The organism is Streptomyces sp. NPDC060028, from assembly GCF_042736725.1.
Taxonomy (GTDB): Bacteria; Actinomycetota; Actinomycetes; order Streptomycetales; family Streptomycetaceae; genus Streptomyces.
On record NZ_JBHWVJ010000054.1, the window covers coordinates 23,355 to 48,962 of the forward strand.

The 25,608-nt window shown below is 72.3% G+C and carries 22 protein-coding genes and 1 pseudogene; 9 read left to right on the top strand and 14 right to left on the bottom strand.

Annotated elements, in window-relative coordinates; all coding sequences use genetic code 11:
- Window positions 1–3 precede the first annotated feature (3 nt).
- Window positions 4–1,014, top strand: a complete 1,011-nt coding sequence (locus tag ACFWBF_RS24665) for a small ribosomal subunit Rsm22 family protein (protein ID WP_385605662.1) — start codon at window positions 4–6, stop codon at window positions 1,012–1,014.
- A gap of 4 nt (window positions 1,015–1,018) precedes the next feature.
- On the opposite strand, the pseudogene ddaH reads toward ACFWBF_RS24665, so the two are convergent.
- Window positions 1,019–1,855, bottom strand: a pseudogene (gene ddaH / locus ACFWBF_RS24670) (dimethylargininase); the annotation flags it as partial.
- A gap of 140 nt (window positions 1,856–1,995) precedes the next feature.
- Here ddaH and ACFWBF_RS24675 point away from each other — a divergent pair.
- Together ACFWBF_RS24675 and ACFWBF_RS24680 are read left to right on the top strand one after the other, a co-directional pair.
- On the top strand, window positions 1,996–2,340 hold the full coding sequence (locus ACFWBF_RS24675) for a TetR-like C-terminal domain-containing protein (protein WP_385605703.1): 345 nt from the start codon (window positions 1,996–1,998) through the stop codon (window positions 2,338–2,340).
- Between the two features lie 177 nt (window positions 2,341–2,517).
- Window positions 2,518–3,267 (top strand): bifunctional DNA primase/polymerase, encoded by a 750-nt coding sequence (locus ACFWBF_RS24680; protein WP_385605664.1) that lies wholly within the window; start codon window positions 2,518–2,520, stop codon window positions 3,265–3,267.
- Window positions 3,268–3,334: 67 nt separating this feature from the next.
- Here the strand turns inward: ACFWBF_RS24680 and efeU are convergent, their stop codons facing one another.
- The 3 genes from efeU to efeO are packed head-to-tail and all read right to left on the bottom strand — an operon-like array spanning window position 3,335 to window position 6,671.
- Window positions 3,335–4,189, bottom strand: coding sequence for an iron uptake transporter permease EfeU (gene efeU / locus ACFWBF_RS24685; protein WP_385605666.1), 855 nt, complete (start codon window positions 4,187–4,189; stop codon window positions 3,335–3,337).
- Between the two features lie 22 nt (window positions 4,190–4,211).
- Entirely contained in the window at window positions 4,212–5,489 is a 1,278-nt protein-coding gene (efeB, locus tag ACFWBF_RS24690; protein ID WP_385605668.1) for an iron uptake transporter deferrochelatase/peroxidase subunit, read from the bottom strand.
- A 30-nt stretch (window positions 5,490–5,519) separates the two neighbouring features.
- Window positions 5,520–6,671, bottom strand: a complete 1,152-nt coding sequence (gene efeO / locus ACFWBF_RS24695; protein ID WP_385605669.1) for an iron uptake system protein EfeO — start codon at window positions 6,669–6,671, stop codon at window positions 5,520–5,522.
- Between the two features lie 602 nt (window positions 6,672–7,273).
- On the opposite strand from efeO, the gene ACFWBF_RS24700 reads away from it, so the two are divergent.
- Entirely contained in the window at window positions 7,274–7,963 is a 690-nt protein-coding gene (locus ACFWBF_RS24700) for a PhzF family phenazine biosynthesis protein (protein WP_385605670.1), read from the top strand.
- 176 nt (window positions 7,964–8,139) lie between these two features.
- On the opposite strand, the gene ACFWBF_RS24705 is transcribed toward ACFWBF_RS24700, so the two are convergent.
- Both ACFWBF_RS24705 and map read right to left on the bottom strand, forming a co-directional pair.
- Complete coding sequence (locus tag ACFWBF_RS24705) at window positions 8,140–8,787, bottom strand: heme oxygenase (biliverdin-producing) (RefSeq protein WP_385605672.1); 648 nt, start codon at window positions 8,785–8,787, stop codon at window positions 8,140–8,142.
- Window positions 8,788–8,923: 136 nt separating this feature from the next.
- The gene (gene map / locus ACFWBF_RS24710) at window positions 8,924–9,781 is read right to left on the bottom strand and encodes a type I methionyl aminopeptidase (RefSeq protein WP_385605674.1); all 858 of its coding nucleotides are present in this window, start codon (window positions 9,779–9,781) and stop codon (window positions 8,924–8,926) included.
- Between the two features lie 73 nt (window positions 9,782–9,854).
- Between map and ACFWBF_RS24715 the strand changes: the two genes are divergently transcribed.
- Window positions 9,855–10,091 (top strand): hypothetical protein, encoded by a 237-nt coding sequence (locus ACFWBF_RS24715; RefSeq protein ID WP_385605676.1) that lies wholly within the window; start codon window positions 9,855–9,857, stop codon window positions 10,089–10,091.
- 39 nt (window positions 10,092–10,130) lie between these two features.
- Here ACFWBF_RS24715 and ACFWBF_RS24720 read toward each other — a convergent pair whose 3' ends face one another.
- Window positions 10,131–10,736, bottom strand: coding sequence for a hypothetical protein (locus tag ACFWBF_RS24720; RefSeq protein ID WP_385605678.1), 606 nt, complete (start codon window positions 10,734–10,736; stop codon window positions 10,131–10,133).
- Window positions 10,737–10,821: 85 nt separating this feature from the next.
- On the opposite strand from ACFWBF_RS24720, the gene npdG reads away from it, so the two are divergent.
- Window positions 10,822–11,538, top strand: a complete 717-nt coding sequence (gene npdG, locus ACFWBF_RS24725) for an NADPH-dependent F420 reductase (protein ID WP_385605680.1) — start codon at window positions 10,822–10,824, stop codon at window positions 11,536–11,538.
- A gap of 71 nt (window positions 11,539–11,609) precedes the next feature.
- On the opposite strand, the gene ACFWBF_RS24730 is transcribed toward npdG, so the two are convergent.
- Complete coding sequence (locus ACFWBF_RS24730; RefSeq protein ID WP_385605682.1) at window positions 11,610–13,613, bottom strand: TerD family protein; 2,004 nt, start codon at window positions 13,611–13,613, stop codon at window positions 11,610–11,612.
- 229 nt (window positions 13,614–13,842) lie between these two features.
- Here ACFWBF_RS24730 and ACFWBF_RS24735 point away from each other — a divergent pair, with 229 nt between their 5' ends.
- A complete protein-coding gene (locus ACFWBF_RS24735) occupies window positions 13,843–14,037 on the top strand; it encodes a hypothetical protein (protein ID WP_385605684.1) in 195 nt (64 codons plus the stop codon).
- Here ACFWBF_RS24735 and ACFWBF_RS24740 read toward each other — a convergent pair.
- Complete coding sequence (locus tag ACFWBF_RS24740; protein WP_385605686.1) at window positions 14,034–14,834, bottom strand: site-2 protease family protein; 801 nt, start codon at window positions 14,832–14,834, stop codon at window positions 14,034–14,036. The two genes, ACFWBF_RS24735 and ACFWBF_RS24740, sit on opposite strands and share 4 nt — an antisense overlap.
- A gap of 61 nt (window positions 14,835–14,895) precedes the next feature.
- Here ACFWBF_RS24740 and ACFWBF_RS24745 point away from each other — a divergent pair, with 61 nt between their 5' ends.
- Entirely contained in the window at window positions 14,896–18,294 is a 3,399-nt protein-coding gene (locus ACFWBF_RS24745; protein ID WP_385605688.1) for an ATP-binding protein, read from the top strand.
- A 57-nt stretch (window positions 18,295–18,351) separates the two neighbouring features.
- Here ACFWBF_RS24745 and ACFWBF_RS24750 read toward each other — a convergent pair whose 3' ends face one another.
- The 3 genes from ACFWBF_RS24750 to panB form a co-directional block, all read right to left on the bottom strand.
- Window positions 18,352–19,197: an ABC transporter permease gene (locus ACFWBF_RS24750; RefSeq protein ID WP_385605690.1), complete on the bottom strand. Its 846-nt coding sequence runs from the start codon at window positions 19,195–19,197 to the stop codon at window positions 18,352–18,354.
- The gene (locus ACFWBF_RS24755) at window positions 19,194–20,213 is read right to left on the bottom strand and encodes an ATP-binding cassette domain-containing protein (protein ID WP_385605692.1); all 1,020 of its coding nucleotides are present in this window, start codon (window positions 20,211–20,213) and stop codon (window positions 19,194–19,196) included. Before ACFWBF_RS24755 ends, ACFWBF_RS24750 begins: the two co-directional genes overlap by 4 nt.
- A 144-nt stretch (window positions 20,214–20,357) precedes the next feature.
- Complete coding sequence (panB, locus tag ACFWBF_RS24760; protein ID WP_385605694.1) at window positions 20,358–21,215, bottom strand: 3-methyl-2-oxobutanoate hydroxymethyltransferase; 858 nt, start codon at window positions 21,213–21,215, stop codon at window positions 20,358–20,360.
- Window positions 21,216–21,510: 295 nt separating this feature from the next.
- Between panB and ACFWBF_RS24765 the strand changes: the two genes are divergently transcribed.
- The gene (locus ACFWBF_RS24765) at window positions 21,511–22,539 is read left to right on the top strand and encodes an endonuclease/exonuclease/phosphatase family protein (protein ID WP_385605696.1); all 1,029 of its coding nucleotides are present in this window, start codon (window positions 21,511–21,513) and stop codon (window positions 22,537–22,539) included.
- A 9-nt stretch (window positions 22,540–22,548) separates the two neighbouring features.
- Here ACFWBF_RS24765 and ACFWBF_RS24770 read toward each other — a convergent pair whose 3' ends face one another.
- Both ACFWBF_RS24770 and ACFWBF_RS24775 read right to left on the bottom strand, forming a co-directional pair.
- Window positions 22,549–24,303 carry an NAD+ synthase gene (locus tag ACFWBF_RS24770; RefSeq protein ID WP_385605697.1) on the bottom strand — a complete coding sequence of 585 codons (1,755 nt, stop codon included), beginning with the start codon at window positions 24,301–24,303 and terminating at the stop codon, window positions 22,549–22,551.
- A gap of 78 nt (window positions 24,304–24,381) precedes the next feature.
- Complete coding sequence (locus tag ACFWBF_RS24775; protein WP_385605699.1) at window positions 24,382–25,512, bottom strand: hypothetical protein; 1,131 nt, start codon at window positions 25,510–25,512, stop codon at window positions 24,382–24,384.
- Window positions 25,513–25,608: the final 96 nt, after the last annotated feature.

The following is a 25,608-nucleotide window of genomic DNA, read 5'->3' on the forward strand; positions in this document are numbered from 1 at the left end:
CTGGTGAACGTCACCGCCCCCACCACCGCCGAAACCCTCCGCAGCGCACTCGGCGGACTGCTCGACGGGCTGCCGCCGAAGCAGGCCGCGGCCGCCGTAGAGCGGCTGATCGCCAACTACCGCGGGCAGACCCCGACCGACGCGCCCGTGCTGCGCGACCGCTCCGACGTCGCGGCGTACGCGGCGTACCGGATGCCGGCCACCTTCGAGGCCGTACGGGCCGCCCTGGACGCACTCGCCGAAGCTGCCCCGCACTGGACCCCCGGCTCGCACGTGGACGTGGGCGGCGGCACGGGAGCGGCGACCTGGGCGGTGGACGCCACCTGGGAGGACCCGCGTACGACCACGGTGCTGGACTGGGCGGAGCCGGCGCTGACCCTCGGCCGGGAACTGGCCGCGGCCTCCAGCTCCGAGGCGCTGCGCGGCGCCGACTGGCGGCGGGCCGTCATCGGAGCCGGGCTCACGCTCCCGGAGGCGGACCTGGTGACGGTCTCGTACGTCCTGGGCGAGCTGACGGCGCAGGCCCGCCACGCGGTCGTCGCCGAGGCGGCCCGCGCCGGGCAGGCCGTGGTCCTGATCGAGCCGGGCACGCCGGACGGCTACCTGCGCATCCGCGAGGCCCGCGACCAGCTGATCGAGGCCGGGCTGCGGGTGGCGGCCCCGTGCCCGCACGACGGGACCTGCCCGATCGAGGTCGGTCAGGACTGGTGCCACTTCTCGGCGCGGGTCAGCCGCTCCTCCCTGCACCGGCAGGTCAAGGGCGGCTCCCTCCCGTACGAGGACGAGAAGTTCAGCTACGTCGCCGCGACGCGCTTCCCGGTGGAGCCCGCCGCCTCCCGGATCACGCGCAGGCCGCAGATCCGCAAGGGGCTGGTCCTGCTGGAGCTGTGCGGCCCCGAGGAGGGTGACGCGGCGGGCCTGACCCGGGTCAACGTGACCAAGCGCCACGGTGACCTCTACAAGGCGGCGCGGGACGCCGACTGGGGCCAGGCCTGGCCGCCGCAGGCACCGTGACGACCTACTGCCGCAGCTCCTGGGTGCAGCACTTCACGCTGCCGCCGCCCTTGAGCAGCTCGCCCAGATCCATCGGCACCGGCTCGAACCCCCGGTCGCGCAGGGGCCTCAGCAGTCCGGCGGCCGCCTGCGGAAGCAGGACGTGCCGGCCGTCCGACACGGCGTTGAGCCCGAGGGCGGCCGCGTCCTGGTCGTCGGCGATCAGCGCGTCCGGGAAGAGCCGGCGGAGCACGGCCCGGCTCCCCGCGGAGAACGCGGGCGGGTAGTACATGACCTCGTCGCCGTCGAGGACGGACAGCGCCGTGTCGAGGTGGTAGTAGCGCGGGTCCACCAGGTCGAGGCCGATGACCGGACGGCCGAAGAACTCCTGGGCCTCGTCGTGCGAGAGCGGGCTGGAGCGGAAGCCCCGGCCCGCGAGGATGTAGGTGGCGGTGACGGCGAAGTCGCCCTCGCCCTCGTTGACGTGGGACGGCTCGTGGACCTCGGTGAAACCGTGGGCCCGGAACCAGTCGAGGTGGATCTCCGCCTCGGCGGCCCGTTCCGGATACGCGAAGCGCGCGCCCAGCACGCGGCCGTCGACGACCAGGGCGCCGTTCGCCGCGAAGACCATGTCGGGCAGCCCGGGGTCGGGCACGAGGGTCTCGACGGTGTGGCCGAGGGCGCGGTAGCGGTCCCTCAGGTCTTCCCACTGGGCGAGTGCGAGGGGCAGGTCCACCGGTTTCGTGGGGTCCATCCACGGGTTGATGGAGTAGGTGACCTTGAAGTGCGCGGGCGGGCACATCAGGTAGCGCCGGGGTGTGGCGTCTCTGCGCAAAGAAGGCTCCTCACGATGATGAGAAGAGAATCGTCTCTCCTCTGCGCGGACGGCGCAGTGAACTGATCGGGTGGTTTCCGGGACGGCTGAAAGACGAGACGTTTCGCATTGATGAGTTGCCGAAATGAACCCGAAGTCTCCCGACGCGTCGCGCCGTAGTCCTGCGGCTGACGGTGGACGAGTTCAACGACGAGAGGTACGAGGCGCCCGCGCGCGCCCTCACCGCGGCCGGCGCGACCGACCCGGAGCTGGGCGCCAGCTTCAACGAGCGGCTGCTGGAGCCGCAGCTCGCCCTGTACGAGGGGCGGCTGAGCGCGGCCCGCGAGGCCGGCCAGCTCGCCGCGGACGTGGATCCGCGCCTGGTCGTGGAGATGCTGCTCGGTCCGCTGACGCACCGGTGGCTGCTGCGGACGGGGCCGCTGACGCACGCTTATGCGGACGAGCTGGTGGACCGGGTGCCGGCGGGGGTCTCGGGCCGGGCGCCGGGTGACCTGCCCGGCGGGGTGGCATAGGTCACCGGCGCGTAGGAGCCGGATCAATGGCCGAGAACATATGGCCGAATTATATGCTTATGTAGGGGCTGTCAGCGCCCCGTCCCCAGCCCCCCGGTTGAGGAGTGCGGTCACCCGGGGCGCAGGATGGTGGGACCATGTGAGGGTCCGCCGGGGCAACGGTAGGTGAGGGGATAGATGGGGTCTGAGTCCGGCCGCGTCCAACGCGGCGAGCAGAGCAGGATTTCCCAGTGGCTGCGCCGCAGGCCGAAACCCGCTCCCGAGGACCCCGGCAGGGAACGCGAGGCGCTGCTCCTGGCCGTCGCCGCCGCAGGCCTCCCGATCGCCCCCGCCGCCCATCCCGCCGGCTACCGGTGTTCGTGCGACAGGATCGGCTGTCCCACGCCCGCGCGCCACCCCCTCTCCTTCGCCTGGCAGACCCAGTCCACCACCGACCGCGCCCAGGTCGAACGCTGGGCCCGCAGCCAGCCGCAGGCCAACTTCATCACCGCGACCGGCATGGTGCACGACGTCCTGGACGTCCCGCTGGAGGCCGGCACCGCCGCTCTGGCCCGCCTGCTGGCCGCCGGCGTGGAGGTGGGACCCGTCGCCGAGTCCCAGGGCACCGGTGACCACGCCCGCATGCTGTTCTTCACGGCCACCCGCGGCACCCCCGAGGACGAGGACGAGTGGTGGCCCTGCGAACTGGACTGCCACCCCGAGACGATGGACGAACACCCGGGCCTGCGCTGGCACTGCCGCGGCAGCTACGTCCTGGTCCCGCCCGCCGCACTGCCCGGTGACCAGGCGGTCGCCTGGCTCCGGGGCATGGAACACCCGCTCCCGGACCCCCTCACGCTCCTGGAGACCCTGACCGACGCCTGCGCCCGGTACGCGGGCGCCTCCGACCAGACCCCCGCGGCGGTCGCCTGGCCCCTGGGCCGCTGAGCCCCGACACGCACGGAGAAGGCCCCGGGCGCGCGCACTGCGCGTACCCGGGGCCTTCTCCGTGTGCTCAGGAGCGGCTGGGCTCCTGCTTCGGCTCCTGCTTAGGCTCCGCCTTGCCGCGCTTCACCGCCGGGGCCAGGAACAGCGCCAGCACGGGGATCACGTACAGCGCCCACACCGTCAGCTGGACCACGGTGGGGTCGGGCTGGAAGTTGAAGACGCCCTTGAGCAGGGTCCCGTACCAGCTGTCCGGCGGGACGGCCGAGCTGATGTCGAAGGCCTTGTCGTTCAGGCCGCCCAGGAAGCCGGCCTCCTGGAGGTCGTGGACCCCGTACGCGAGGACGCCCGCGGCCACGATCACCAGCATGCCGCCGGTCCACTTGAAGAACTTCGCGAGGTTGATCTTCAGAGCGCCCCGGTAGAACAGCCAGCCCAGCACCAGGGCCGTGCCGATGCCCAGCAGCACCCCGACCAGCGGAGCCGAGGAGCCCTCGCCGCTCGCCCGTACCGAAGCCCACACGAACAGCGCGGTTTCCAGCCCCTCACGGCCCACCGCCAGGCAGGCGGTGGCCACCAGCGCGCCGGTACCCATGGACAGCGCCGTGTCCAGCTTGCCGTGCAGCTCGCTCTTCAGGTGCCGCGCGGTGCGCTTCATCCAGAAGACCATCCACGTCACCAGGCCGACGGAGACGATGGACAGGCTGCCGCCCAGCAGCTCCTGCGCCTCGAAGGTCAGCTCCTGGCTGCCCCAGGTCAGCAGGGCGCCGAAGGCCAGCGAGACCGAGCAGGCGATGGCGATGCCCAGCCAGACGGGACGCAGCGCGTCCCGCCGCCCGGTCTTCACCAGGTACGCCACGAGGATGCAGACGACCAGGCTGGCCTCCAGCCCCTCGCGCAGGCCGATCAGATAGTTGCCGAACACGGCGTTTCCTCTCCGGCGGGGACTACGCGAACAGCGTCCGGCCCCACCAGTCGTCCTTGTCGCGGACGCCCGGCGGGACGGCGAAGACGGCCGAACCCACGTGCTGGATGTATTCGTTGAGCGAGTCGTTCTTGGACAGCCGGCGCTGCAACGGCACGAAGCCCTTGCGCACGTCCCGCTGGTAGGCCAGGAAGAACAGACCCGCGTCGAGCCGGCCCAGTCCGTCCGTACCGTCCGTGAAGGAGTAGCCGCGGCGCAGGATCGTGACGCCGTCGTTGGTGTCCGGGTGCGCGAGACGCACGTGCGCGTCCGGCTTCATCGCCTTCAGGAACGGCTCGTCGCGCTCCTTGGACTTGCCGGCCGGGGCGCCCTCGCCCTTGTCCCGGCCGATGATGTCCTCCTGCTCCCGCAGGGAGGTGCGGTCCCAGGTCTCGATGTGCATCCGGATGCGCCGGGCCACCAGGTACGAGCCGCCGGCCAGCCAGTCGCTGCCGTCGCCCGCGCCGACCCACACGTGCTTCTCCAGCCCCGCGGCGTCGGTGCCCGAGATGTTCCGGGTGCCGTCCTTGAAGCCCATCATGTTGCGCGGGGTCTGCTCGTCCGGGGTCGTGGACGAGGTCTTGCCGAAGCCCAGCTGCGACCAGCGCACCGCCACCTTGCCGAAGCCGATCCGGGCCAGCTGGCGGATCGCGTGCACCGCGACCTGCGGATCGTCGGCGCAGGCCTGGACGCACAGGTCGCCGCCCGAGCGGGCCGGGTCCAGGTTGTCGCCCGGGAACTGCTCCAGCTCGATCAGGGCCTCCGGGCGCTTGCCCTCCAGACCGAAGCGGTCCTTGGCGAACAGGCCGGGACCGAAGCCGATGGTCAGGGTGAGGCGCGAGGCCTTCAGGCCCAGCGCCTCGCCCGTGTCGTCCGGCGGCGCCTCCGGGAGACCGCCGAAGCCGCCCTCGCCGACCGGGTGGCCGGCGGTCATCAGGCGGGCCGCCTCGGTCCAGTCCTTGAGCAGCTTGACCAGCTCGTCACGGCTCTTCGTCTTCACGTCGAAGGCCGCGAAGTGCAGGCGGTCCTGTACGGCGGTGGCGATGCCCGACTGGTGCTCGCCGTGGAACGGCATGGCCGCCCCGGCGGCCGCCGCCGGCACCGCGTCCGCACCGCTGTTGAAGGCCGCCACGGCGCCGCCGGCCGCGGCGGCGCCGATCGCGAGCCCGGCGCCTCCCCAGCCGAGGACGGCGCGCCGTGAGGGCGCGGACGAGCTCTGGTCAGCCTCTTCGGGCTGCGCTGCCTGCTTGGACTCAGCCATTTCGGTCTCCCGCCTGCTCGACTTCTGCCGTTACTTCGCGACCGCGGCGGCGAGCTTCGAGAGCGGCTCGGCCAGCGCGTTGACGCCGTCCGACAGCTCCTTGCGCTCGGTGTCGCCGACCTTGTCGTAGGCGGTGAACTCGTAGCCCGTCTTGTCGGCGCGGTACTTGTCCAGCAGCGTGTTCAGCGCCGCGAACTGGGTGTCGAGCTGCTTGACCAGCTCGGCGTCGTTCTTCGTGGCGACCGGCTTGAGCAGCTCGTAGGACTTCTGCGCGCCCTCGACATTGGCCTTGAAGTCGACCAGGTCGGTGTGGGAGTAGCGCTCCTCCTCGCCCGTCACCTTGCCGGTGGCGACCTCGTCGAGGAGCTCCTTGGCGCCGTTGGCCATGGAGGTCGGGGTGATCTCGGCCTGGCCGACCTTCTTCTGCCAGTCGGTGAGGTCGGCGATCAGGGTGTCGGCGAGCTTCTTCTCCGCGTCACCGATCTTGCCGTCCTGGAACAGCGCCTTCTCCAGGCGGTGCCAGCCGGTCCAGTCCTTCGCCGGGTCCTGACCGGCCTCCAGGCCGTCCTCGCGGACGTCGACCTTCGGGTCGATGTCGCCGAAGGACTCGGCGACGGGCTCGGTGCGCTCCCAGCCGATGCGGGAGGGGGCGTAGGCCTTCTTCGCGGCCTCCAGGTCGCCGGCCTTGACGGCGTCGACGAAGGCCTGGGCCTTCGGGAGCGTCTCGTCGGCCTGCTCCTGCACGTACTTGCGGTAGGCGGCGACCGCCGCGTCGGCCTCGGGGGAGCGCTTCTCGTCGCCGCCCTGACCGGTGGCCTTGACCGCCTGGCGGATGCCGTCGCCCTTCATGCCGGGCTTGCAGACGACCTCGTAGTCGCCGCCCTTGATCTCGGCGGTGATGGTGGCCTTGGTGCCGGGGCCGATGTTCTCGCGCTCGGCGACGATGCGGTCGTCCGGGAAGAGGACGTAGAGCTCGGTGACCTTGGAGCCCTTGTTCTCGACCTCGAACTGCACCTTGCCCGCCGGGAACTCCTTCGAGGAGACCTCGCACGCGCTGTCGGAGGCCGCCACACGGATCGTGCCCGAGCCGCCGGCGTCGTTCTTCTCGGCGCAACCGGTGAGCGCGGTGAGCGCGGCCACCACGGAGGCGGCGGCGACGACGGTGAGGCGGGCGGGGCGCATGGGGGGCTCCTGGGCGTCGGACGAGGGGGCCGTCCCAAGGGGGAGAGGCCGGTGAGGCGGACCTAACTTAACCGAGGCTTACCTGACCCATCCCCACTCGTCCAGTGATTCAGCGCACACCTGGTACCGGTGGACACGGAGCCGTCACGGCCCGCCCATGGAATCCCCATGGACGAGTCAAGGGCGAGTCAAGTCGCCAGTCGTCCGTGCCCTGCGACGGAACGGGTGCTTCCGGCCGCGTCGCTTCGGGCCGCGTACGGGAACCACCAGCGCGGAAAGGCCCGGTCACCTTGCCGGTCACGGTGCCCGTCACGCCCAGCCTCCTTGCTTGCGGCGGGTGCGGCGCAGCAGCCAGAAGAAGAACGGCCATCCGCAGCACGCTCTCGCCGACCCGGTCGAGCGGGGCCCCGCCGAGGCCGGCGCGGATCCGGGCGGAGGTGAGCGCGTCGCCGAGGGGGTGTCGTACGAACCGGCGCCGACATCCCGGCCGGCACCCTGCTGGCACCTCGGCCGCGGTGATCGGGGCCGGCGAGGGCGCCGTGTTCCTCGCGCGCAGGCGCCGCACGGACCTGCTCTGACCTGACCCGTGCTTGAATGCCCGCGTGAACGATCTCGACGTCCTCAAGGTCTTCTGCGCGGGTGACGGCCGGTTCGGCAACCTGCTCGGTGTCGTACGCGACGGCCGGACCTGCCCCGACGACCGGTCGCGGCAGGCGCTGGCCGCCGAACTCGGCTACAGCGAGACGGTGTTCGTGGACGACCCGGAGCGCGGGGTCGTCGACATCCGCACCCCCGGCACACGGATGTCCTTCGCCGGACATCCGCTGGTCGGGGTCGCCTGGTTGCTCGACATCGGGGAGCTGCGGCCGCCCGCCGGCTCCGTATGGGCACGCGACGACGGGGAGTTCACCTGGATCACCGCCCGCCCCGAGTGGGTCGAGGGCAAGCGCACCGAGCAGTACGCCGATGTCGCCGAGGTCGAGGCGCTGCCCGCCCCGCCGCCCGGCGAGGGCTGGCTGTACGCCTGGGCCTGGGAGGACGAGACCGCGGGCCGGGTACGGGCCCGCGGCTTCCCGCGCCGCCCCGACGGGGTCATCGCCGAGGACGAGGCCACCGGCTCGGCCGCGATCCTGCTGACGGCCCAGCTCAACCGCGCCCTGAACATCACCCAGGGCGCCGGCTCCCAGATCCTCACCGCCCCCGGCCCCGACGGCACGGTGGAGATCGGCGGCCGAGTCCGCTTCGCCCCGGACCGCGGCCTCGACGAGCCCGGGGGCACCTTCCGGCGGTAGCCGGGGGGAGCCGGGGGAGCCGCAACCCGGCACACCTCTCCGGCCACGGCACGGGGTGGCGTCCCGCGCGGCAGCCCTCGTACGCGCCGCGACGAGGCGGCCGCGCACGACGGCGAAGGCCCGGCCCGGTGCGCTGCGCGCCGGGCCGGCCCTTCCCGCACACCTCCCCGGAGGGGCTACGCGCTGAGCGGGAACCGCTCGCCCAGCTCGCGGAAGACCGCCCCGTTGTAGTCGAAGGCGCGCTTGCACTCGTCGATGATGCGCTGCTTCTCCAGGTCGTCCGCGGCCACCGCGTCCAGCAGCTCGCGGTAGGTCCGCTTGAAGGCGGCCGGGTTGGAGATGTCCGCGAAGACGTAGAAGCGGACGCCGTCGCCCTTGCGCTCGAAGCCCCAGGTCCGCTCGGCCTTGTCGCGGATGATCTGGCCGCCGGATAGGTCGCCGAGGTAGCGGGTGTAGTGGTGGGCGACGTACCCGCCCGGCCACCGGTCCGCGCACTCGGCCACGCGGGCGGCGTACGCCTCGGTGGCCGGCAGTGCCACGACCGTCTCGCGCCACGCGGCGCCCAGCAGGTGCGCGAGGTCCCGCTCGATCTCGGCGACGCGCATCAGCTCGGGCCGGATGAACGGCCCGGCCACCGGATCGTCCCTGAGGGACTCGGCGGCGTCCTCCAGGGCCCGGTAGACGAACCACAGCTGCTCGGTGTAGCGCGTGTACGCGTCCACGCCGAGCCGGCCGCCGAGCAGGTCGCTCATGAAGGTGGAGGTCTCGGCTTCGGTGTGCTGCTCGTGCGACGCGACACGGATGGCGGTGGAGAAGGCGTCCAAGGCGGACCTCCGAGGGAAGGGGAGACAGGCGTGGCGGCACCGCCGCCACACCTGATCTTCTTACTTAGGTATGCCTAAGTCAATGTGTTCCCGACGCCTTGTCGGTAAAAAATTCGGGCGCCGCTCCAGCCGGGCCCTACGGGAGCGTGAGGATCTCCGCCCCGGTGTCCGTCACCACCAGTGTGTGCTCGAACTGCGCGGTGCGCTTGCGGTCCTTCGTGACGACCGTCCAGCCGTCCTCCCACATGTCGTACTCGTGGGTGCCCAGGGTCAGCATCGGCTCGATGGTGAAGGTCATCCCGGGCTCGATGACGGTGGTGGCGTGCGGGCTGTCGTAGTGCGGGATGATCAGGCCGGAGTGGAAGGACGAGTTGATCCCGTGGCCGGTGAAGTCCCGGACCACGCCGTAGCCGAAGCGCTTCGCGTACGACTCGATGACCCGGCCGATGATGTTGATCTGACGGCCCGGCTTGACGGCCTTGACGGCCCGGTTCAGGGCCTCGCGGGTGCGCTCCACCAGCAGCCGCGACTCTTCGTCCACGTCACCGCACAGGTACGTGGCGTTGTTGTCGCCGTGCACCCCGCCGATGTACGCGGTCACGTCGAGGTTCACGATGTCGCCGTCCCGCAAGACGGTCGAGTCGGGGATGCCGTGGCAGATGACTTCGTTGAGCGAGGCACACAGGGACTTGGGAAAGCCGCGGTAGCCCAGCGTGGAGGGGTACGCACCGTGGTCGCACATGTAGGCGTGGGCGACCCGGTCCAGCTCGTCGGTGGTCACCCCCGGCGCGATCAGCTTGGCGGCCTCTTCCATCGCCTGGGCGGCGATCCGGCCGGCGATGCGCATGGCCTCGATGGTCTCGGCCGTCTGCACCTCCGGTCCGGTGTACGGAGTGGGCGCGGGCTTGCCCACGTACTCGGGCCGGCGGATGTTTCCGGGAACGGAACGGACGGGAGAAAGCTCGCCTGGTACGAGCAGTGACTGGCCAGACATGCAAGCGAGTGTATCCAGCGGGGATGGGGCAGCATGGCGGCAAGAGAGCGGTATCGAGAGGAGCCTGACGACGATGGCCCTGTTCAAGAAGCGCCAGGTGGGCAAAGCGGGCGAGTGGTACTACTGCCTGGTCCACAAAAAGGTCGAGGAGGGGCCCGAGTGCCCCGCCAAGGACCGCTTCGGCCCGTACGAGACGCCCGCGGAGGCGGCGCACGCCATGGAGACGGCGCAGGAGCGCAACCTCGAATGGCAGAACGACCCCAAGTGGAACGACAAGACCCGCGAGGAAGACGAGGGCGCGGCGCCCTGACGGTCGCGGCCGTGGTCGTAGCTGCGGCAGCGGCTCCGGCTACCAGCGGTTGGGCGGCGGCGCGGTCAGCTGATCGGCCAGCCGTGCCAGCCGGTCCCGCAGCCCGCGCGGCCCGCGCTGGGCCGGCAGGCTGTTCTCCCCGGCCGCCGCGCTGACCAGGTGCTGCACCGTGTCCAGGTCCAGCTCGGCGGAGCCCTCCGCCACCGACAGCGCATCGTGCGCGAGCGTCCCCAGATCCGGATCCCCGCCGTCCAGGGACAGTACGGTCGCCCCCGCGCGGCGGGCGTCGTGGACCCGCTCCAGCAGACGCTCGCCGGGCCGCTCCGGAGCCACCACCAGCAGGGTGTGCCCGCGCCGGGCCGCCTCCAGCCTGCTCAGCCCGACCGACAGGTGCGGCGGCGCCCCCGGCAGCACCCGGTGGCGTACCAGCGTGGGCGCCAGCTCCGGCAGCCCCGACCAGGCGGCCTCGTCCACGAGGTGCGCCGCCAGGTGCCAGGGCTCGTACTGCGGGGTGCCGACGAGCAGCAGATTCCCGCCCGACGGCACGACGGAGCGCCGCAGCGAGCCGGCGAAACGCCGCGCGGCGCCCGGCCACTCGGTACCGGCCAGCACCTCGCGCAGCAGCGCGACCCTCACGGCATCCATACCGGCATCCTGCACCACGCAACGGACATACGGGAGCGGTTCCCCGCTCTTCGACTGTGCGGTACTCGGCAGTACTCTCGCCCCCATGACCTCCACAGACAGCACGCAGCAGCCCCCCGCCAAGGCGCCGGCCAAGGACCCGTGGGACCTGCCGGACGTCTCCGGCCTCGTCGTCGGCGTCCTCGGCGGCACCGGCGACCAGGGCCGGGGCCTCGCCTACCGGCTCGCCCGGGCCGGCCAGAAGGTGATCATCGGCTCCCGCGCCGCCGACCGCGCGCGGAGCGCCGCGGACGAACTGGGCCTCGGCGTGGAGGGCGCGGACAACGCCGAGTGCGCGCGCCGCAGCGACATCGTGATCATCGCGGTGCCGTGGGAGGGCCACGCCAAGACCCTCGAAGCGCTGCGCGAGGACCTCGCGGGCAAGCTCGTGGTGGACTGCGTCAACCCGCTGGGCTTCGACAAGCAGGGCGCGTACGCCCTCCCGGTCGAAGAGGGCAGCGCGGCCCAGCAGGCCGCCGCCCTCCTCCCGGACTCCCGCGTGACGGCGGCCTTCCACCACCTGTCGGCGGTCCTGCTCCAGGACGAGTCGATCGACGAGATCGACACCGACGTGATGGTCCTCGGCGAATCCCGCGCCGACACCGACCTCGTCCAGGCTCTGGCCGCCCGCATCCCGGGCATGCGCGGCGTCTTCGCGGGCCGCCTGCGCAACGCCCACCAGGTCGAATCCCTGGTCGCCAACCTGATCTCCACCAACCGCCGCTACAAGGCCCACGCAGGCCTGCGCATCACGGACGTCTGACGCGTCCGGTCCGTCCGACGCGTCCGGTCCGCCGGTCCGGCCGCTCGGCGGGCCGGACCGGCGGGACGGGCTCAGCCCCGCCGGCCGGCCCGTCCCACGCCGGGCCCGAGCTGGGCCACCACCCCGTGGTAGAAGCGGTCCACGGCCTCGTCGACACTGCGGATGAAGCCGGACTCCGTATTTCCACGGGTGTTGCCCATGCCCTTGATGAGCGACAGCCGGAACCCGGTGAGCGCGGCGCCGTCCCGCGGCAGCAGGTCGCCCGGCTCCGGACGCAGCCGCTCCAGAGTTCCGCGCGGCCCGTTTTCGCCCTCGACGAGGCTCTCCACGTGCAGGTCCGCCGGCGCCTCGGCGAGCAGCCGGATCATCCGCTTCACGGTGGCCAGCGGGTACGAGCCCTCCGGCGCGGCCACCTCGACCGACGCGCGGACCTTCGACGTCCGCAGGTCCGCGGTCACCGCGATGACACTGTCCGTCCCGTCGATGCGCAGCTCCGCGCAGAGCCGCCCGTCCGCACAGAGCCGGTCGGCCGCCATGGCCCGGCGCGTCTTCGGATCGCTGCCGCGCCGGGCACGCTGCACCGGCAGGGCCTTTTGGCCGAGCTCTCCGCCGAGGCGCAGGCAGACCTGCCGGATGAGCCGCTCCCAGCTCTCCACGACGTCGACGGCGCGGGCGTCGCCGAGGCTGAGCGTCTCGTCCTCGATGCCCTTGCGGACGGGCACCCAGGCCGGGCCCATGTTCTGGAAGCCGTGGCACCCCGACTGCTCGTGCCGGAGGTACTCCAGCAGTTCCTGCAGGAGCCACGCGTGCGCGGCATTGCCCACGCCCTCGTGGCGGATCAGCATCTGCGCCTGGTGGGCCACTTCGGCCCAGGACAGGTGCCACAGGCTCACCTTGTGCTTGCGGCGCCCGTCGATCTTGACGTCCACCATGGCGCTGCCTTCGAGGGCCACGTCGTTGGAGAGCGTGACGACGGCCTCGTAGCCGCGGCGCGCGGCGATGTCCATGTACTGCTGGACCTGTTCGGGCTTGAGCGGGCTGCCGTTCGTCTTCGTCTCGACGAGCGCCGTCCACAGCTTGCCCGCACGCTCCACCCGGATCACGCCGTCCGGCCGCCGTGGGGTGTCACCGTGCGGGAGGGACACCTCGGTGAAGGTCTGCATCCGGCCTGCGGGCGCACCGAACGCGGCGGTGAGGCGACGCCCGAACTCCGGTACCTGGGCCATGACGGACAACAGCACCGATGTGGCGCGTACTTCGCGTTCCCGGTCGCTCTTGAGGGAGGGGGCGGGGAAGAGCCGCGCGGGTCGCCAGGAGTCGTTCTCGGCGAGCGTCTTCCTGGTCACCTTGGGCAGGGTGACCTTCTTGCGGGTCGTGCGCGTGCCGCGGCCGCGGGTCTGGGCCGGGACGGCGGCGGTCTGCGCCGCCGACGGGTCCGTGGGGTCGGCCGGGGCCGACGCGGGGACCGGCACGGGGGCCGGCGCTTGCGTACCGGTGTGCTCGGCCTGTGTGGTGTCGGGGTCGTCCGTGTCCTCCGAGACGACGATGCCGAAGTCCGTGGCCAGGCCCGCCAGGCCGCTTTCGTATCCCTGGCCGACCGCGCGGAACTTCCATTGCGCACCGCGCCGGTACAGCTCGCCGAAGATGAACGCCGTCTCCACGCTCGCGTCGTCGATGGAGAAGCCGACGAGCGGTTCGCCGGAGCGGTCCGCGACCGTCATCCGCAGGCCGTCGAGTTCCCCGAAGGTGGCGCCGCCGTACTGACTGGCGGCCACGACGATCCGCGCGATCCCCTCGGGGACCGCCGTCAGGTCCACGCTGATGCGGTCCTCGTCGCCGTTGTCGGTCGGAGTCTTGCCCAGCAGCTGCACACTCCCGTCGGCGGCCGCGGGGTTGTTGTAGAAGTAGAAGTCGTTCTCGCTGCGGATCTTGCCGTTCTCGTCCACGAGCAGGACCGAGACGTCGGCGTCGCCCGCCCCCGAGGCGCTGCTCCAGCTCAGGCTCACGACGACCGATCCGGCGTCCTCGCCGAGCGCGGTCAAAGTGGCGTTCGCGCCCTTTGCGATCTCCTGCATGTCTTCCCCCAGTCACCCGGGCTTGTCCGTCGTGGACCGAGTGCGCCGGGCTGTCGTTCCGGCGCACGAAATGGTCGGTACGCCCCCGGCGAAACCGTAACGGGGCGCCTCGGGCGAGATCAGGCGAAGTGGGAAAACCGCCGGGGCGAATCCTTTACGGCGGCACTGCGGGGCATGGGGGACACTGGTGGGGCTCGACCCGTATCAGTGTCCCCGAGGAGTTCCTTCCATGCCGCGCCTTGCCGTGTTCGCCATCGCCGTCTGCGTCCTCGCCACCGCCGCGGCCGTGGTCGCCTTCGTGGAGGGCAGCTTCCTGGGGATCATCTGGGTGCTCATGGCGGGCGTGACGTCCAACATGGCGTGGTTCTACCTGCGCAAGGCCAAGGCGCAGAAGGCGGCCGGGGCCGCCCGCAGCGCGGGTTAATCCACCGGGACCGCGCAGAAGCCGTCGTTGCCCTGCCAGAAGCGGTAGAGCTCGCGGCCGCAGTACGTTTCCAGGTCGCTCACGCCCAGCGCGGACAGGATGCCGTTCACCGCGTCGAAGAAGTACGCGTTGACCTCCGGGATCCACAGCAGCGCGAACACGGCGATCAGGCCGAACGGGGCCAGCGGCGCCACCTCGCGCCGGACCCGGTACGAGAGCCACGGCTCGATGACGCCGTAGCCGTCCAGGCCCGGCACCGGCAGGAAGTTCAGGATCGCCGCCGAGACCTGGAGCAGCGCGAGGAAGGCGAGCGCGAAGCGGAACGGTGCCGGGACCCCGTCCAGGGCGTGCAGCCAAAACGGGGCCGTGCACACCACCGCGAAGGCGACGTTCGCCAGCGGGCCCGCCGCCGAGATGAGGCTGTGCTTCCAGCGGCCCTGGATCCGGTCCCGCTCGATGTAGACCGCGCCGCCGGGCAGACCCAGCCCGCCCATGATCACGAAGAGCACCGGCAGGACGATGCTGAGGAGCGCGTGCGTGTACTTGAGGGGATTGAGCGTCAGGTAGCCCTTGGCGCCCACCGACAGGTCACCGCTGTGCAGGGCGGTACGGGCGTGCGCGTACTCGTGCAGGCACAGCGAGACGATCCACGCCGAGGTGACGAAGAGGAAGACGGCCAGCCCCGTGCTCGTCGAGTAACCCGTCCACACGGCCCACCCGGTGACCGCCATGACGGCGGCGATGCCGAGGAATACGGAACTGATCTGCCGCTCGCCGCGGCTGCCCTGGTGACCCATGCCGCGAAACCTATCCCGGGCGCGGGGCCGGACGGGGTCCGGGGCCGGGGACAATGGGCCGGTGCGCTACGTGATTCTCGGCACCGCCCAGGCCATCCGCGACGACGGCACGCCCGTCGCCGTCGGCGGAGCGCGCCTGCGTGCGCTCCTGACCGCGCTCGCCCTGCGTCCGGGGCGCGCGGTGCCGGCGCCGCTGCTGGTCGACCAGGTGTGGGACGGGGATCCGCCGGCCGACGGCGTGGCCGCCCTCCAGGCGCTGGTGGCGCGGCTGCGCCGGGCGCTGGGGCACGCGGCGGTGCGTTCCGAGGAGGGCGGGTACGTCCTGGCCGCGTGCCGGGACGACATCGACCTGTACCGCTTCGAGGGCCTCGCCCGCTCCGCCGCCGCCGAGCCGGACCCGGCCCGCGCCGCCGCCCGCTACGACGAGGCCCTCGCGCTGTGGCGCGGCCCGGCGCTGGCGTCCCTGCCCGACCCGGCGGCGGAGGCCGCGCGCTGGGAGGCCGTACGGATGGACGCGCGCCGGGGCCGTCTGGAGGCGGCCCTGGCCCTGGGCGAGGCGGAGCCGGCCCTGCCGGAGCTGGCCGCGCTGTGTGCCCAGCAGCCGTGGGACGAACCCCTGCAGGCCCTGCGCATCCGTGCGCTGCGGGCCGCGGGCCGCCCGGCGGAGGCGCTGGCCGCGTACGAGGAGGTCCGGCGCGACCTCGCCGACCGCCTGGGCACCGACCCGGGACCCGCCCTGCGCGCGCTGCACGCGCAGCTCCTGGCCCCGGCGACCGCAGCGCCGGCCCAGGCCCCGGCCCCGTCCCCGTCCCCGGCTCCCAAGGCGACGGCCCCGTCCCCGCCCCTGGCTACGAAGGCGGCGGCCCCCGCCCCCGCACCGCCCGGGCAGGGCAACCTGCGGGCCCGCCTGACCACGTTCGTCGGCCGCGAGGAGGACATCCGGGTCATCGGTGACGACCTGGCGCGGGCCCGGCTCGTCACCCTGCTCGGCCCCGGCGGAGCCGGCAAGACCCGCCTCTCCCAGGAGGCCGCAGAAGCCCACGCCGCCGCACCACACACCCCCGCACCCCACGCCGCCGCACCCCACGCCCCCGACCGCTGGCCCGACGGGGTGTGGCTCGTCGAGCTGGCCCCCGTCGACGACCCCGAGGACGTCGCCGAGGCGGCGCTCGCCGCGCTCGGCGCACGCGAGACCAAGCTGCGCGGCGCCTCCGCCGAGGAGCTGCGGGCACTGACCGACCGGACCGGCGACGAGCCGCTCGACCGGCTCGCCGAACACTGCGCGCGCCGCCGCCTCCTGCTGCTGCTCGACAACTGCGAGCACGTCATCGGCGCCGCCGCCGAGCTCGCCGAACGCCTCCTCACCCACTGCCCCGGCGTGCAGATCCTGGCCACCAGCCGCGAACCCCTCGGCGTACCGGGGGAGTCGCTGCGCCCGGTGGAGCCACTGCCCGACCCGGTCGCGCTGCGGCTCCTCGCCGACCGCGGGGCCGCCGCCCGCCCCGGGTTCACCGTGGACGACGACCCGGCCGCCGCCGCGGAGATCTGCCGCCGCCTCGACGGACTGCCCCTGGCGATCGAGCTGGCGGCCGCCCGGCTGCGCCTGCTCACCCCGCGCCAGATCGCCGACCGGCTCGACGACCGCTTCCGCCTCCTGACCGGCGGCGCCCGTACCGTCCTGCCCCGCCAGCAGACCCTGCGCGCCGTCGTCGACTGGTCCTGGGACCTGCTCGTCGAACCCGAACGGGCCGTACTGCGCCGGCTGTCCGCCTTCGCGGGCGGCTGCGACCTCGCGGCCGCCGAGGCCGTCTGCGCGCAGGGCCACCCGGAGCCCTGGGACGTCGCCGACGTGCTCGGCTCCCTCGTCGACAAGTCCCTCGTCGTCGCCACCCCGGACCCCGACGGCACCGGCATGCGCTACCGGCTGCTGGAGACCGTCGCCGAGTACGCCGCCGCCCGCCTCGACGAGGCCCCCGGCGACCGCGCCGCCACCGAGCGCCGCCACCTCGTCCACTACCGCGAACTGGCCCGCACCACCGAGCCGTTGCTCCGCGGCCACGGCCAGCGCGCGGCCGCCGACCTGCTCGCCACCGAGTACGAGAACCTGCGTACGGCCCTGCGGCACGCCGTCGCCGCCCGCGACGTGGGCGAAGTGCTGTGCCTGGTCCACTCGCTCGTCTGGTACTGGCAGATGCACGACCTGCGCGTGGAGTCCCGCCACTGGTCCAACGCGGCCGCGGCCCTGGGGCCCGACCCCTTCGCGCCCCCGTTCGTCCCCGCCGAGCCCGTCCACGAGCCGCTCGTCGCCTCGCCCCCGCCCTACAGCGGCGAGCAGCTCACCGAGGCCTGGCGCGGCGTGCAGATGGTCCGGCTGGCCGCCCGCGACCAGAACAGCGACAACTGGAACACCCCGGAGGTCCGGGCCCAGGTCGACGGCATCCTCGCCACCTACCGGCCGGGGCTCCCGCAGACCTGCCGGACCCCCGCCGCGCTCTGGATCTACGCCGTCATGATCGCCGGTGACCCCGGGCTGCTCCAGCGCGTCGTGGACGACACCGTCGACACCGCCCGCGCGCTCGGCTACCGGTGGGAACTCGCCTCGGCCCTCCAGCTCCGCGCCAACATCCTCGCCAACCGCGCAGACTGGGCCGGCGACGCCGCCCGCGACGCGGACGAGAGCCTGGCCGCCTTCCGGGAGATCGGCGACGACTGGGGCTGCGCCGAGGCGCTCTCCGCGCGCGCCGAGGCGCACGAGAAGCGCGGCCGGTACGGCCTTGCCGCCCAGGACTACCGGGCGGCGATCGAGCACGCCGAACGCCTCGGCGCCAAGGCCCAGGTGACGGTGCTGCGGGTGCGGATGGCCGGGACCCTCGCGGAGAGCGGCAGGCCCGAAGAGGCCGAGGAGATCCTCACGGAGATCGTCGGCACGGTGGCCCAGTACGGCAACGAGGCCATGCCCGCCGCCCGGATGTTCCTCGCCGGCATCCTCGGCCGCAGCGGCCGCATCCCCGAGGCCCGCCTCCAGATCAAGGCGCTGCGCGAGGAGTTCGCCTTCGGCGCGTACTCCGTCTTCGACGCCTTCCTGCTCGCCACGCTGGCCTGGCTGGAGAACCGGGACGGCAGGTACGAGGAGGCGCTGGCGCAGATCAAGGAAGCCTCGGCCACCGTCCAGGACCCGCTCACGCTGATGGTCGCCCCGCAGATGCCGGCGCTGCACCTGCTGTCGGCGGCCGTCGCCCGCGCCTCGCTCGGCGGCCCGGAACAGGCGCGGACGGCCGCGCGGCTGACCGGCGCCTACGAGGTCCACCTGCCGCCCGGGCACTTCAAGGTGATCACGGAACGGGAAGACGCCGCCCGGGCGGAAGAACTGGCCCGGACGGCGCTCGGTGATGCCGCGTACGAGGCGGCGTACGCCGAAGGCGGCGGCCTCACCCTGGAGGAGGCCACCGCCCTCATCTGACCCGGCCCCCCGTGCGGGGCCCGTCCCGGGACGCGATCCGGAGCGGACCGTCCCGGATCAGGTCTTCTGGCGGAACTTCCGTACCGCGAGCGGCATGGTGACCGCCGTGATGGCAACGGACCAGGCCAGCGTCATCCACACGGAGTTCCCGACCGGCGTCCCGTTGATCAGGGCGCGGGCCGCGTCGGCCAGGTTCGACAGAGGGTTGTAGTCCGTGAAGTTCTGCAGCCAGCCCGGCATCGTGGACGGCTTGGCGAAGATCGAGCTGCCGAACTGCAGCGGCATCAGGACCAGCATCGCCATGCCCTGGACGGCCTGCGCGGTCTTCATGGTGAGACCGAGCAGGATGAAGATCCACATCAGGGATGCGCCGAAGACGACCGACAGGCCGATGGAGAAGAACAGGTCCAGCACGGAGCCCTGGATCGACAGGCCGAGTATGAAGCCGACACAGAGCAGGATCGCGATGGCGACCAGCATCCGACCGACCTCGACGACGATCTTGGCCAGCAGGACGGACGACCGGGCGATCGGCATGGACCGGAAGCGGTCCATCACGCCCTTCTTGAAGTCGTCGTTGACACCGGTGCCCACCGCCATGGCGATGTTCATGCCCATCATGGCCATGAGGCCCGGAATCAGGTAGCTGACGTACTCGCCCTGGTTCCCCTTGCCGGCGACGGCGCCGCCGAAGACGAACACGAACAGCAGCGTGAAGATGATCGGCATGAACAGGACGTCGAACATCGACTCCGGGTCCTGCTTGATCTGCAGGGTGTTGCGGCGCACCAGCGCACCGATGTGCCGCAGGTTGGCCCGCAGGCCGATCCGGCCCTCGCCGACAGGGTGGACCCCCGCCGCAGGGGCCGCGGTGTCGGGCTTCGTCGTGGTTACGGTGCTCATGCCGCGACCTCCTCGGTCCGCTCGGTGGGGATGGAGTCCTCTGCGGAGGGCTTCTGGCCGGTGATGGACAGGAACACCTCGTCGAGGCTGGGCAGGTAGGTGCCGAGGTCGGCGATCGCGTACCCGCGGGCGGCCAGCAGGCCCACCACGGCGGTCAGCTGCTCGTCGCTCAGGATCGGGACCAGCAGCACGCCCTCGTCCGGCACCGCCTGGCAACCGGCGACCCCGTCCAGCCCGGCCTCCGCCAGGGAGCGGGCCATGCCCGGCAGGTCGCGGGAGTCGGCGGGGCGGATCTTCAGGGTCCGGCCGCCGACCCGGGCCTTCAGCTCGTCGACCTTGCCGCTGGCGATGACCTTGCCGCGGTCGATGACCGTCAGCTCGCTCGCGAGCTGCTCGGCCTCCTCCATGTACTGGGTGGTGAGCAGGACGGTGGCCCCCTCGGCGACCATCCGCTGCACCTCGTCCCACACCTCGTTGCGGGTGCGGGGGTCCAGGCCGGTGGTCGGCTCGTCCAGGTAGAGCACCGCCGGTCGGCCGATCATGGACGCGGCCAGGTCGAGCCGGCGGCGCATGCCGCCGGAGTAGTGCATCGCGGCCTTCTTCGCGGCCTCGGTGAGGGAGAACCGCTCCAGCAGCTCGTCGGCGCGCGACCGGGAGTCCTTGCGGGACAGGTCGAGCAGCCGGCCGATCATGTAGAGGTTCTCCCAGCCGGAGAGCTTCTCGTCGACCGAGGCGTACTGGCCGGTCAGGCCTATGGTGCGGCGCAGCTGCCGCGGCTGGCGGACCACGTCGTACCCGGCGACGGTGGCCGTGCCGGCGTCCGGGATCACCAGGGTGGACAGGCAGCGCACGAGGGTGGTCTTGCCTGCGCCGTTGGGCCCCAGGACCCCGAGGACGGTGCCCTCGCGGACATCGAGGTCCACACCGTCGAGGGCCTTGGTCTCGCCGTAGTGCTTCACCAGCCCCCGTACCTCTACGGCATTGGGGTTCTTGTCGTTTCGCGTCATGTCCACCATGGGACCAGCCGGCACTGACAACCCGCCGACAAACGACCGACAGCCGACCGACAGCCGACCGACAGCCGACCGACAGCCGGCCGACGGGCAGCGGACAGCCCGCCGACCACACGGGTCGGCGGGCTGCCCGAGCCGCTCACCGGATCAGTGGAAGGCGTGCTCTTCCTGCGGGAACGATCCGCCGACCACGTCCTCGGCGAAGGCCTTCGCCGCGTCGCCCATGGTCTTGCGGATGTTCGCGTACTGCTTGACGAAGCGCGGCAGCTTCCCGCTGGTCAGCCCCATCATGTCCGTCCACACCAGCACCTGCGCGTCGCACTGCGAGCCCGCGCCGATGCCGACCGTCGGAATGTGCAGGGACCGGGTGACCTCGGCGGCCAGCTCGGCCGGGACCAGCTCCAGCACCACCGCGAACGCGCCCGCGTCCTGCGCCGCCTTGGCGTCACGCAGCAGCTGGTGCGCGGCCTCGTCGCCGCGGCCCTGCACCCGGTACCCCATGGCGTTCACGGACTGCGGGGTCAGGCCCAGGTGGGACATGACGGGGATGCCGGACTGCACGATCAGCTCGGTCTGGGCCAGCGAGCGCTCGCCGCCCTCCAGCTTGACCGCCCCGACCCCGGCCTCCTTGACGAGGCGGGTGGCGCTGCGCAGCGCCTGGACGGGGCCTTCCTGGTACGAGCCGAACGGCAGGTCGCCGATGATCAGGGCCCGGCTGGTGCCCCGTACGACGGCCGCCGACAGCAGGGTCATCTCGTCCATCGTGACCGGGACGGTGGTCTCGTAGCCGAGGTGACAGTTGCCCATCGAGTCGCCGACGAGCATGACCGGGATGCCGGCCTCGTCGAACACCGACGCGGTCATCGCGTCGTAGGCGGTGAGCATGGGCCACTTCTCGCCGCGCTCCTTGGCGAGGGTGAGGTCGCGGACGGTGATGCGCCGGGTGCCCGAGCCTCCGTACAGGGTGGGGGAGGCTTCGCGGGCAGGCGAAACGGCAGGCGTCATTGCAACTGCTCCTTGTGTCATCTCGAGGCGCCCTCACGGCGTCCCCGGACTCACCCACCATGGTGGCACTCGTCCGGCCCGGGGCGGAAGTGCCGCGAGGACCGGTTCGTCACACTCCTGGCCCGCCCCAGGGAGGCGCGAGGAAATGTGCGCGTTTCGTGACAACCGGAACTGCATCCGCATGGCCGTTCGTCCTCCCGGACGTACGGCCGGGACAAACGGCACGGAAGGCTCCGCTCATCGCCTAGGGTCAAGGGGCGGGAACGGAGCGCGAGCACGGCAGTGAGGGCAGGGCATGGCACAGGCGTACATGACGGAGGCGGGGAACGGCGGCTCGGAACCCGAGCCCTCCGGATCCCCGTTCCGGCGCCGGCTGGCCGAACTGAAGCGCGACCGGGGCATCTGGCGCCGCGGGCTCGTGCTGACGGGCTTCGCCGCGCTGCTCTCGCTCATCATGATCTTCCACGCCGATCTGCCCAACGACGTGGGCAACCTCGGCAGCCTCACCGAGACCTTCCTGCCCTGGCTGGGCCTGGCCGTCCCGGTCCTGCTCGTCGCCGCCGTGATCCGCAAGTCCGCCACCGCGCTGATCGCGATACTGCTGACGGCCGCCGTCTGGGTGAACCTCTTCGGCGGCCTGGTCACCGACAAGTCCGGCTCCGGCGGCAACCTCACGGTCGCCACGCACAACGTCGACGCCGACAACACCGACCCGCGCGGCACCGCCGAATCGATCGGCAGGTCCGGCGCCGACATCCTGGCCCTGACCGAGCTCAAGGGCGACGCCGTCCCCGTCTACGAGAAGGCCCTGGCGGGCACGTACAAGTACCACTCGGTCGAGGGCACGGTCGGCCTGTGGAGCAAGTTCCCGCTGACCGCCAGCCAGCCCGTCGACATCCGGATGGGCTGGACCCGGGCCATGCGCGCCACCGTCGCCACCCCGCACGGCCAGGTCGCCACCTTCGTGGCCCACCTGCCCTCGGTACGGGTCAAGCTGAACGCCGGCTTCACCGCCAACCAGCGCGACAACAGTGCCGACGCGCTGGGCGCCGCGCTGGCCGCCGAACCGCTGAAGAAGGTTCTGCTGCTCGGCGATCTCAACGGAACCATGAACGACCGCGCCCTGTCCGAGGTCACCTCGCAGATGCGCTCGACCCAGGGCGCGGCGGGCGACGGGTTCGGCTTCAGCTGGCCCGCGCAGTTCCCGATGGCCCGCATCGACCAGATCATGGTCCGCGGCATCAAGCCGGAAGCCTCCTGGACCCTGCCCCGCACGGGCAGCGACCACCTCCCGGTCGCCGCCCGCCTCACCCTCAAGCCGTAGGCACGGGCGTCACGCCTGCTCGCGCCAGCCGTTCGTGATCGGCAGGCGGCGGTCCTTGCCGAAACCCTTCGCGGAGATCTTCGTGCCCGGCGGGTACTGGCGGCGCTTGTACTCCGCCGTGTCCACCATGCGCAGGGTCTTGGCGACCAGCTCGGGGTCGAAGCCGGCCGCGACGATCGACTCCAGCCCCTGGTCGCGGTCCACGTACATCGCCAGGATCGCGTCCAGGACGGGGTAGTCCGGCAGCGAGTCCGTGTCCACCTGGCCCGGGCGCAGTTCGGCGCTCGGGGGCTTGACGATCGAGTTCTCGGGGATCGGCGGGGTTTCGCCGCGCTCGGCCGCCGCACGGTTGCGGTACTCGGCCAGGCGGAAGACGTCCGACTTGTAGACGTCCTTGATCGGTCCGTACGCACCCACGGAGTCGCCGTACAGCGTGGAGTAGCCGACGGCCAGCTCCGACTTGTTGCCCGGGGCCAGCACGATGTGGCCCTCCTGGTTGGACAGCGCCATCAGCATGGTGCCGCGCAGCCGGGACTGGAGGTTCTCCTCGGCCAGACCGGTCAGGCCCAGCGAGCCCATGTACGCGTCGAACATCGGCTCGACCGGGACGGTCCGGAAGTTCAGGCCGGTCCGCTCGGCCAGGTCGGCCGCATCGCCCTTGGAGTGGTCCGAGGAGTACTTCGAGGGCATCGAGACGCCGTACACGTTCTGCGCGCCGATCGCGTCGCAGGCGATGGCGGCGACGAGCGCGGAGTCGATGCCGCCGGAGAGCCCGATCAGGACCGAGCGGAACCCGTTCTTGCGGACGTACGCGCGCAGCCCCACGACCAGCGCGTCATAGACCTCCTCGTCGTCGTCGAGGCGGTCGGCGTAGCCGCCGGTCACGACCGGCTCGTACGGCTCCACCGGCTCCTCGGAGAGGATCACCCGGTCGATGCGCAGCCCGTCGTCGACGGTGCCCTCGGGGGCGTCGGCTCGGGCGGCCGGCAGGTCCAGGTCCACGAGGACGCAGCCCTCGGAGAACTGCGGGGCGCGCGCGACGACCGCGCCGGAGCCGTCGACCACGATCGAGTCGCCGTCGAAGACCAGCTCGTCCTGGCCGCCGATCATCGCCAGGTAGGCGAGGGTGCAGCCGGCCTCCCGGGCGCGCTTTTGGACCAGTTCCAGGCGCAGGTCGTCCTTGTTGCGCTCGTACGGGGAGGCGTTGATCGAGATGAGCAGCCCGGCCCCGGCGGAGCGCGTGGCGGGGACCCGGCCGCCCTCCTGCCAGAGGTCCTCGCAGATGGCCAGGGCCACGTCCACGCCGCGCACCCGGATGACCGGCTGGGTGTTGCCGGGCACGAAGTAGCGGAACTCGTCGAACACGCCGTAGTTGGGGAGGTGGTGCTTGGCGAAGCGCAGCACGACCTCGCCGCGGTGCAGCACGGCGGCCGCGTTCTCCGGGGAGCCGGCCGGGCGGCCGAGTCGCGGCGCGGCCTTCTCGGTGCGGTCGAGGTAGCCGACGACGACCGGCAGCTCGCCGAACCCCTCGGCCGCCAGCCGCCGCGCGAGCTCGCGCAGCGCGGAACGGGAGGCGTCGACGAAGGAGCCGCGCAGGGCGAGGTCCTCGACGGGGTACCCGGTCAGCATCATCTCCGGGAACGCCACCAGGTGGGCGCCCTGCTCGGCGGAGTGCCGGGTCCAGTGGACGACCGAGTCGGCGTTCGCGGCGATGTTGCCGACGTGCGAGTCGATCTGATTCAGCGCGAGGCGAAGTTGAGGCACGGGCCCAGTCTAATCGTCTTTCTGACGCGATGTCCTGGACCCAGCCTTTTCGGTGCGGCAGTTCGGGGTGCTTCGGGGTCAGTCGATCGCGCCCCTGTACTTCACGGCGGGCAGCAGGCCGCCGGGAGTGATGTCCGCGGTGACCTCCTCGGTGCCCTCGGGGACCTCGAAGGCGACGACCCCGCCGGCCGATGCGCCCGGCAGGATGTCGCCCCGGATCATCTTCGGCACGCTGCCGTCGAAGACCGGCTTGGCGGTCATGCCGTCGGCGGCGCGGAGGTTGGGCAGGGCGTAGATGACGTTGATGGTCTGGGGCGAGTCGTTGGTGATCGTGACGGTCGTCTGCACCGCGTTGCCGACCTTCGCGTACTGGTTCTTCGTGACGTACTTCTCCGGCTTCGACAGGCTCACCTTGACGCCGTTCGGGTACGTGAACGTCTCGCCGAAGGGCAGGGCGGTGGTCAGGCCGGGCACCTGGGAGGGCGACGGGGACGGCCTCGGAGCCGGCTCGGTGGTGGGCAGCCCGGGGTGGTCCTCGTACTCGTCGATGCTCTGCCGGTACTCGCGGTCGAGGCGCCGGTCGATCCGGTCGAAGACGGCGCCCGTGAGGAAGTAGCCGCCGACCGATGCGCCGAGTCCGAGGACGGCGAGGCCGGTGCCGACGACGGCCATCGTGCCGCGCGGGGCGCCGGAGCGGGAGCGGACGACGGCTCCGATGCCGACCCCGATGCCGATGACGGCCAGGAGGCCGCCGAACCAGAAGACGACGGGGACCGGGCCGATGACCAGGCCCAGGAGCCCGAGCACGAGCGCGGCGACGGCCAGGCCGTTGGTGTTCTGCGGCGCCGGGTACCCGAACGGCGCCCCGCCCCAGCCGGGCCCGGGCGGGGCCGGAGGCCAGGCCCCGCCGGGGGCGGCGGGGGTCGCGTACGGGTCGGCCGGGGGAGCGGGGGCCACGGGGGCGAACGGGGCCGGAGCCGGGGCGGGCACGGGCTCCTCCGCGGTGGCGGTGGTCGGGGGCTCGGCGGCCGGTGCCGGTGCCGGTGCCGGTTCCGGTGCCGGTGCGGGCTCGGCCGCCCGGGCCGTCGGCTTTTCGAGCGAGGGGGAGTCCTCCGGGGCCGGTATGGACGGTGCCTCGGGGGCGGGGGTGCCCGCAGGGTCCGCCGGTGGTCCGGGCGGGCTGCTGGGCGGGTTCGGCGGGGTGCTCATACCGGGCGGAGTCCTCGTGTGTCAGGTGGTGCGGACGCGTGATGATCACCACCCTGCCATGTCGCGGCGCGTGCCTGCCCGCGGATTCCGGGCCGG

What these genes read in the sequence shown, in the direction of transcription:
- efeO (WP_385605669.1), bottom strand. Translation starts at nt 6,671, where the DNA reads ATGCGCCCCGCCCGCCTCACCGTCGTCGCCGCCGCCTCCGTGGTGGCC.
- ACFWBF_RS24755 (WP_385605692.1), bottom strand. Translation starts at nt 20,213, where the DNA reads ATGGTGGACATGACGCGAAACGACAAGAACCCCAATGCCGTAGAGGTA.
- ACFWBF_RS24720 (WP_385605678.1), bottom strand. Translation starts at nt 10,736, where the DNA reads ATGGATGCCGTGAGGGTCGCGCTGCTGCGCGAGGTGCTGGCCGGTACC.
- ACFWBF_RS24750 (WP_385605690.1), bottom strand. Translation starts at nt 19,197, where the DNA reads ATGAGCACCGTAACCACGACGAAGCCCGACACCGCGGCCCCTGCGGCG.
- map (WP_385605674.1), bottom strand. Translation starts at nt 9,781, where the DNA reads ATGTCTGGCCAGTCACTGCTCGTACCAGGCGAGCTTTCTCCCGTCCGT.
- ACFWBF_RS24735 (WP_385605684.1), top strand. Translation starts at nt 13,843, where the DNA reads ATGCCGCGCCTTGCCGTGTTCGCCATCGCCGTCTGCGTCCTCGCCACC.
- ACFWBF_RS24775 (WP_385605699.1), bottom strand. Translation starts at nt 25,512, where the DNA reads ATGAGCACCCCGCCGAACCCGCCCAGCAGCCCGCCCGGACCACCGGCG.
- ACFWBF_RS24680 (WP_385605664.1), top strand. Translation starts at nt 2,518, where the DNA reads ATGGGGTCTGAGTCCGGCCGCGTCCAACGCGGCGAGCAGAGCAGGATT.
- ACFWBF_RS24730 (WP_385605682.1), bottom strand. Translation starts at nt 13,613, where the DNA reads ATGCAGGAGATCGCAAAGGGCGCGAACGCCACTTTGACCGCGCTCGGC.
- npdG (WP_385605680.1), top strand. Translation starts at nt 10,822, where the DNA reads ATGACCTCCACAGACAGCACGCAGCAGCCCCCCGCCAAGGCGCCGGCC.
- ACFWBF_RS24740 (WP_385605686.1), bottom strand. Translation starts at nt 14,834, where the DNA reads ATGGGTCACCAGGGCAGCCGCGGCGAGCGGCAGATCAGTTCCGTATTC.
- ACFWBF_RS24765 (WP_385605696.1), top strand. Translation starts at nt 21,511, where the DNA reads ATGGCACAGGCGTACATGACGGAGGCGGGGAACGGCGGCTCGGAACCC.
- ACFWBF_RS24715 (WP_385605676.1), top strand. Translation starts at nt 9,855, where the DNA reads ATGGCCCTGTTCAAGAAGCGCCAGGTGGGCAAAGCGGGCGAGTGGTAC.
- panB (WP_385605694.1), bottom strand. Translation starts at nt 21,215, where the DNA reads ATGACGCCTGCCGTTTCGCCTGCCCGCGAAGCCTCCCCCACCCTGTAC.
- efeB (WP_385605668.1), bottom strand. Translation starts at nt 5,489, where the DNA reads ATGGCTGAGTCCAAGCAGGCAGCGCAGCCCGAAGAGGCTGACCAGAGC.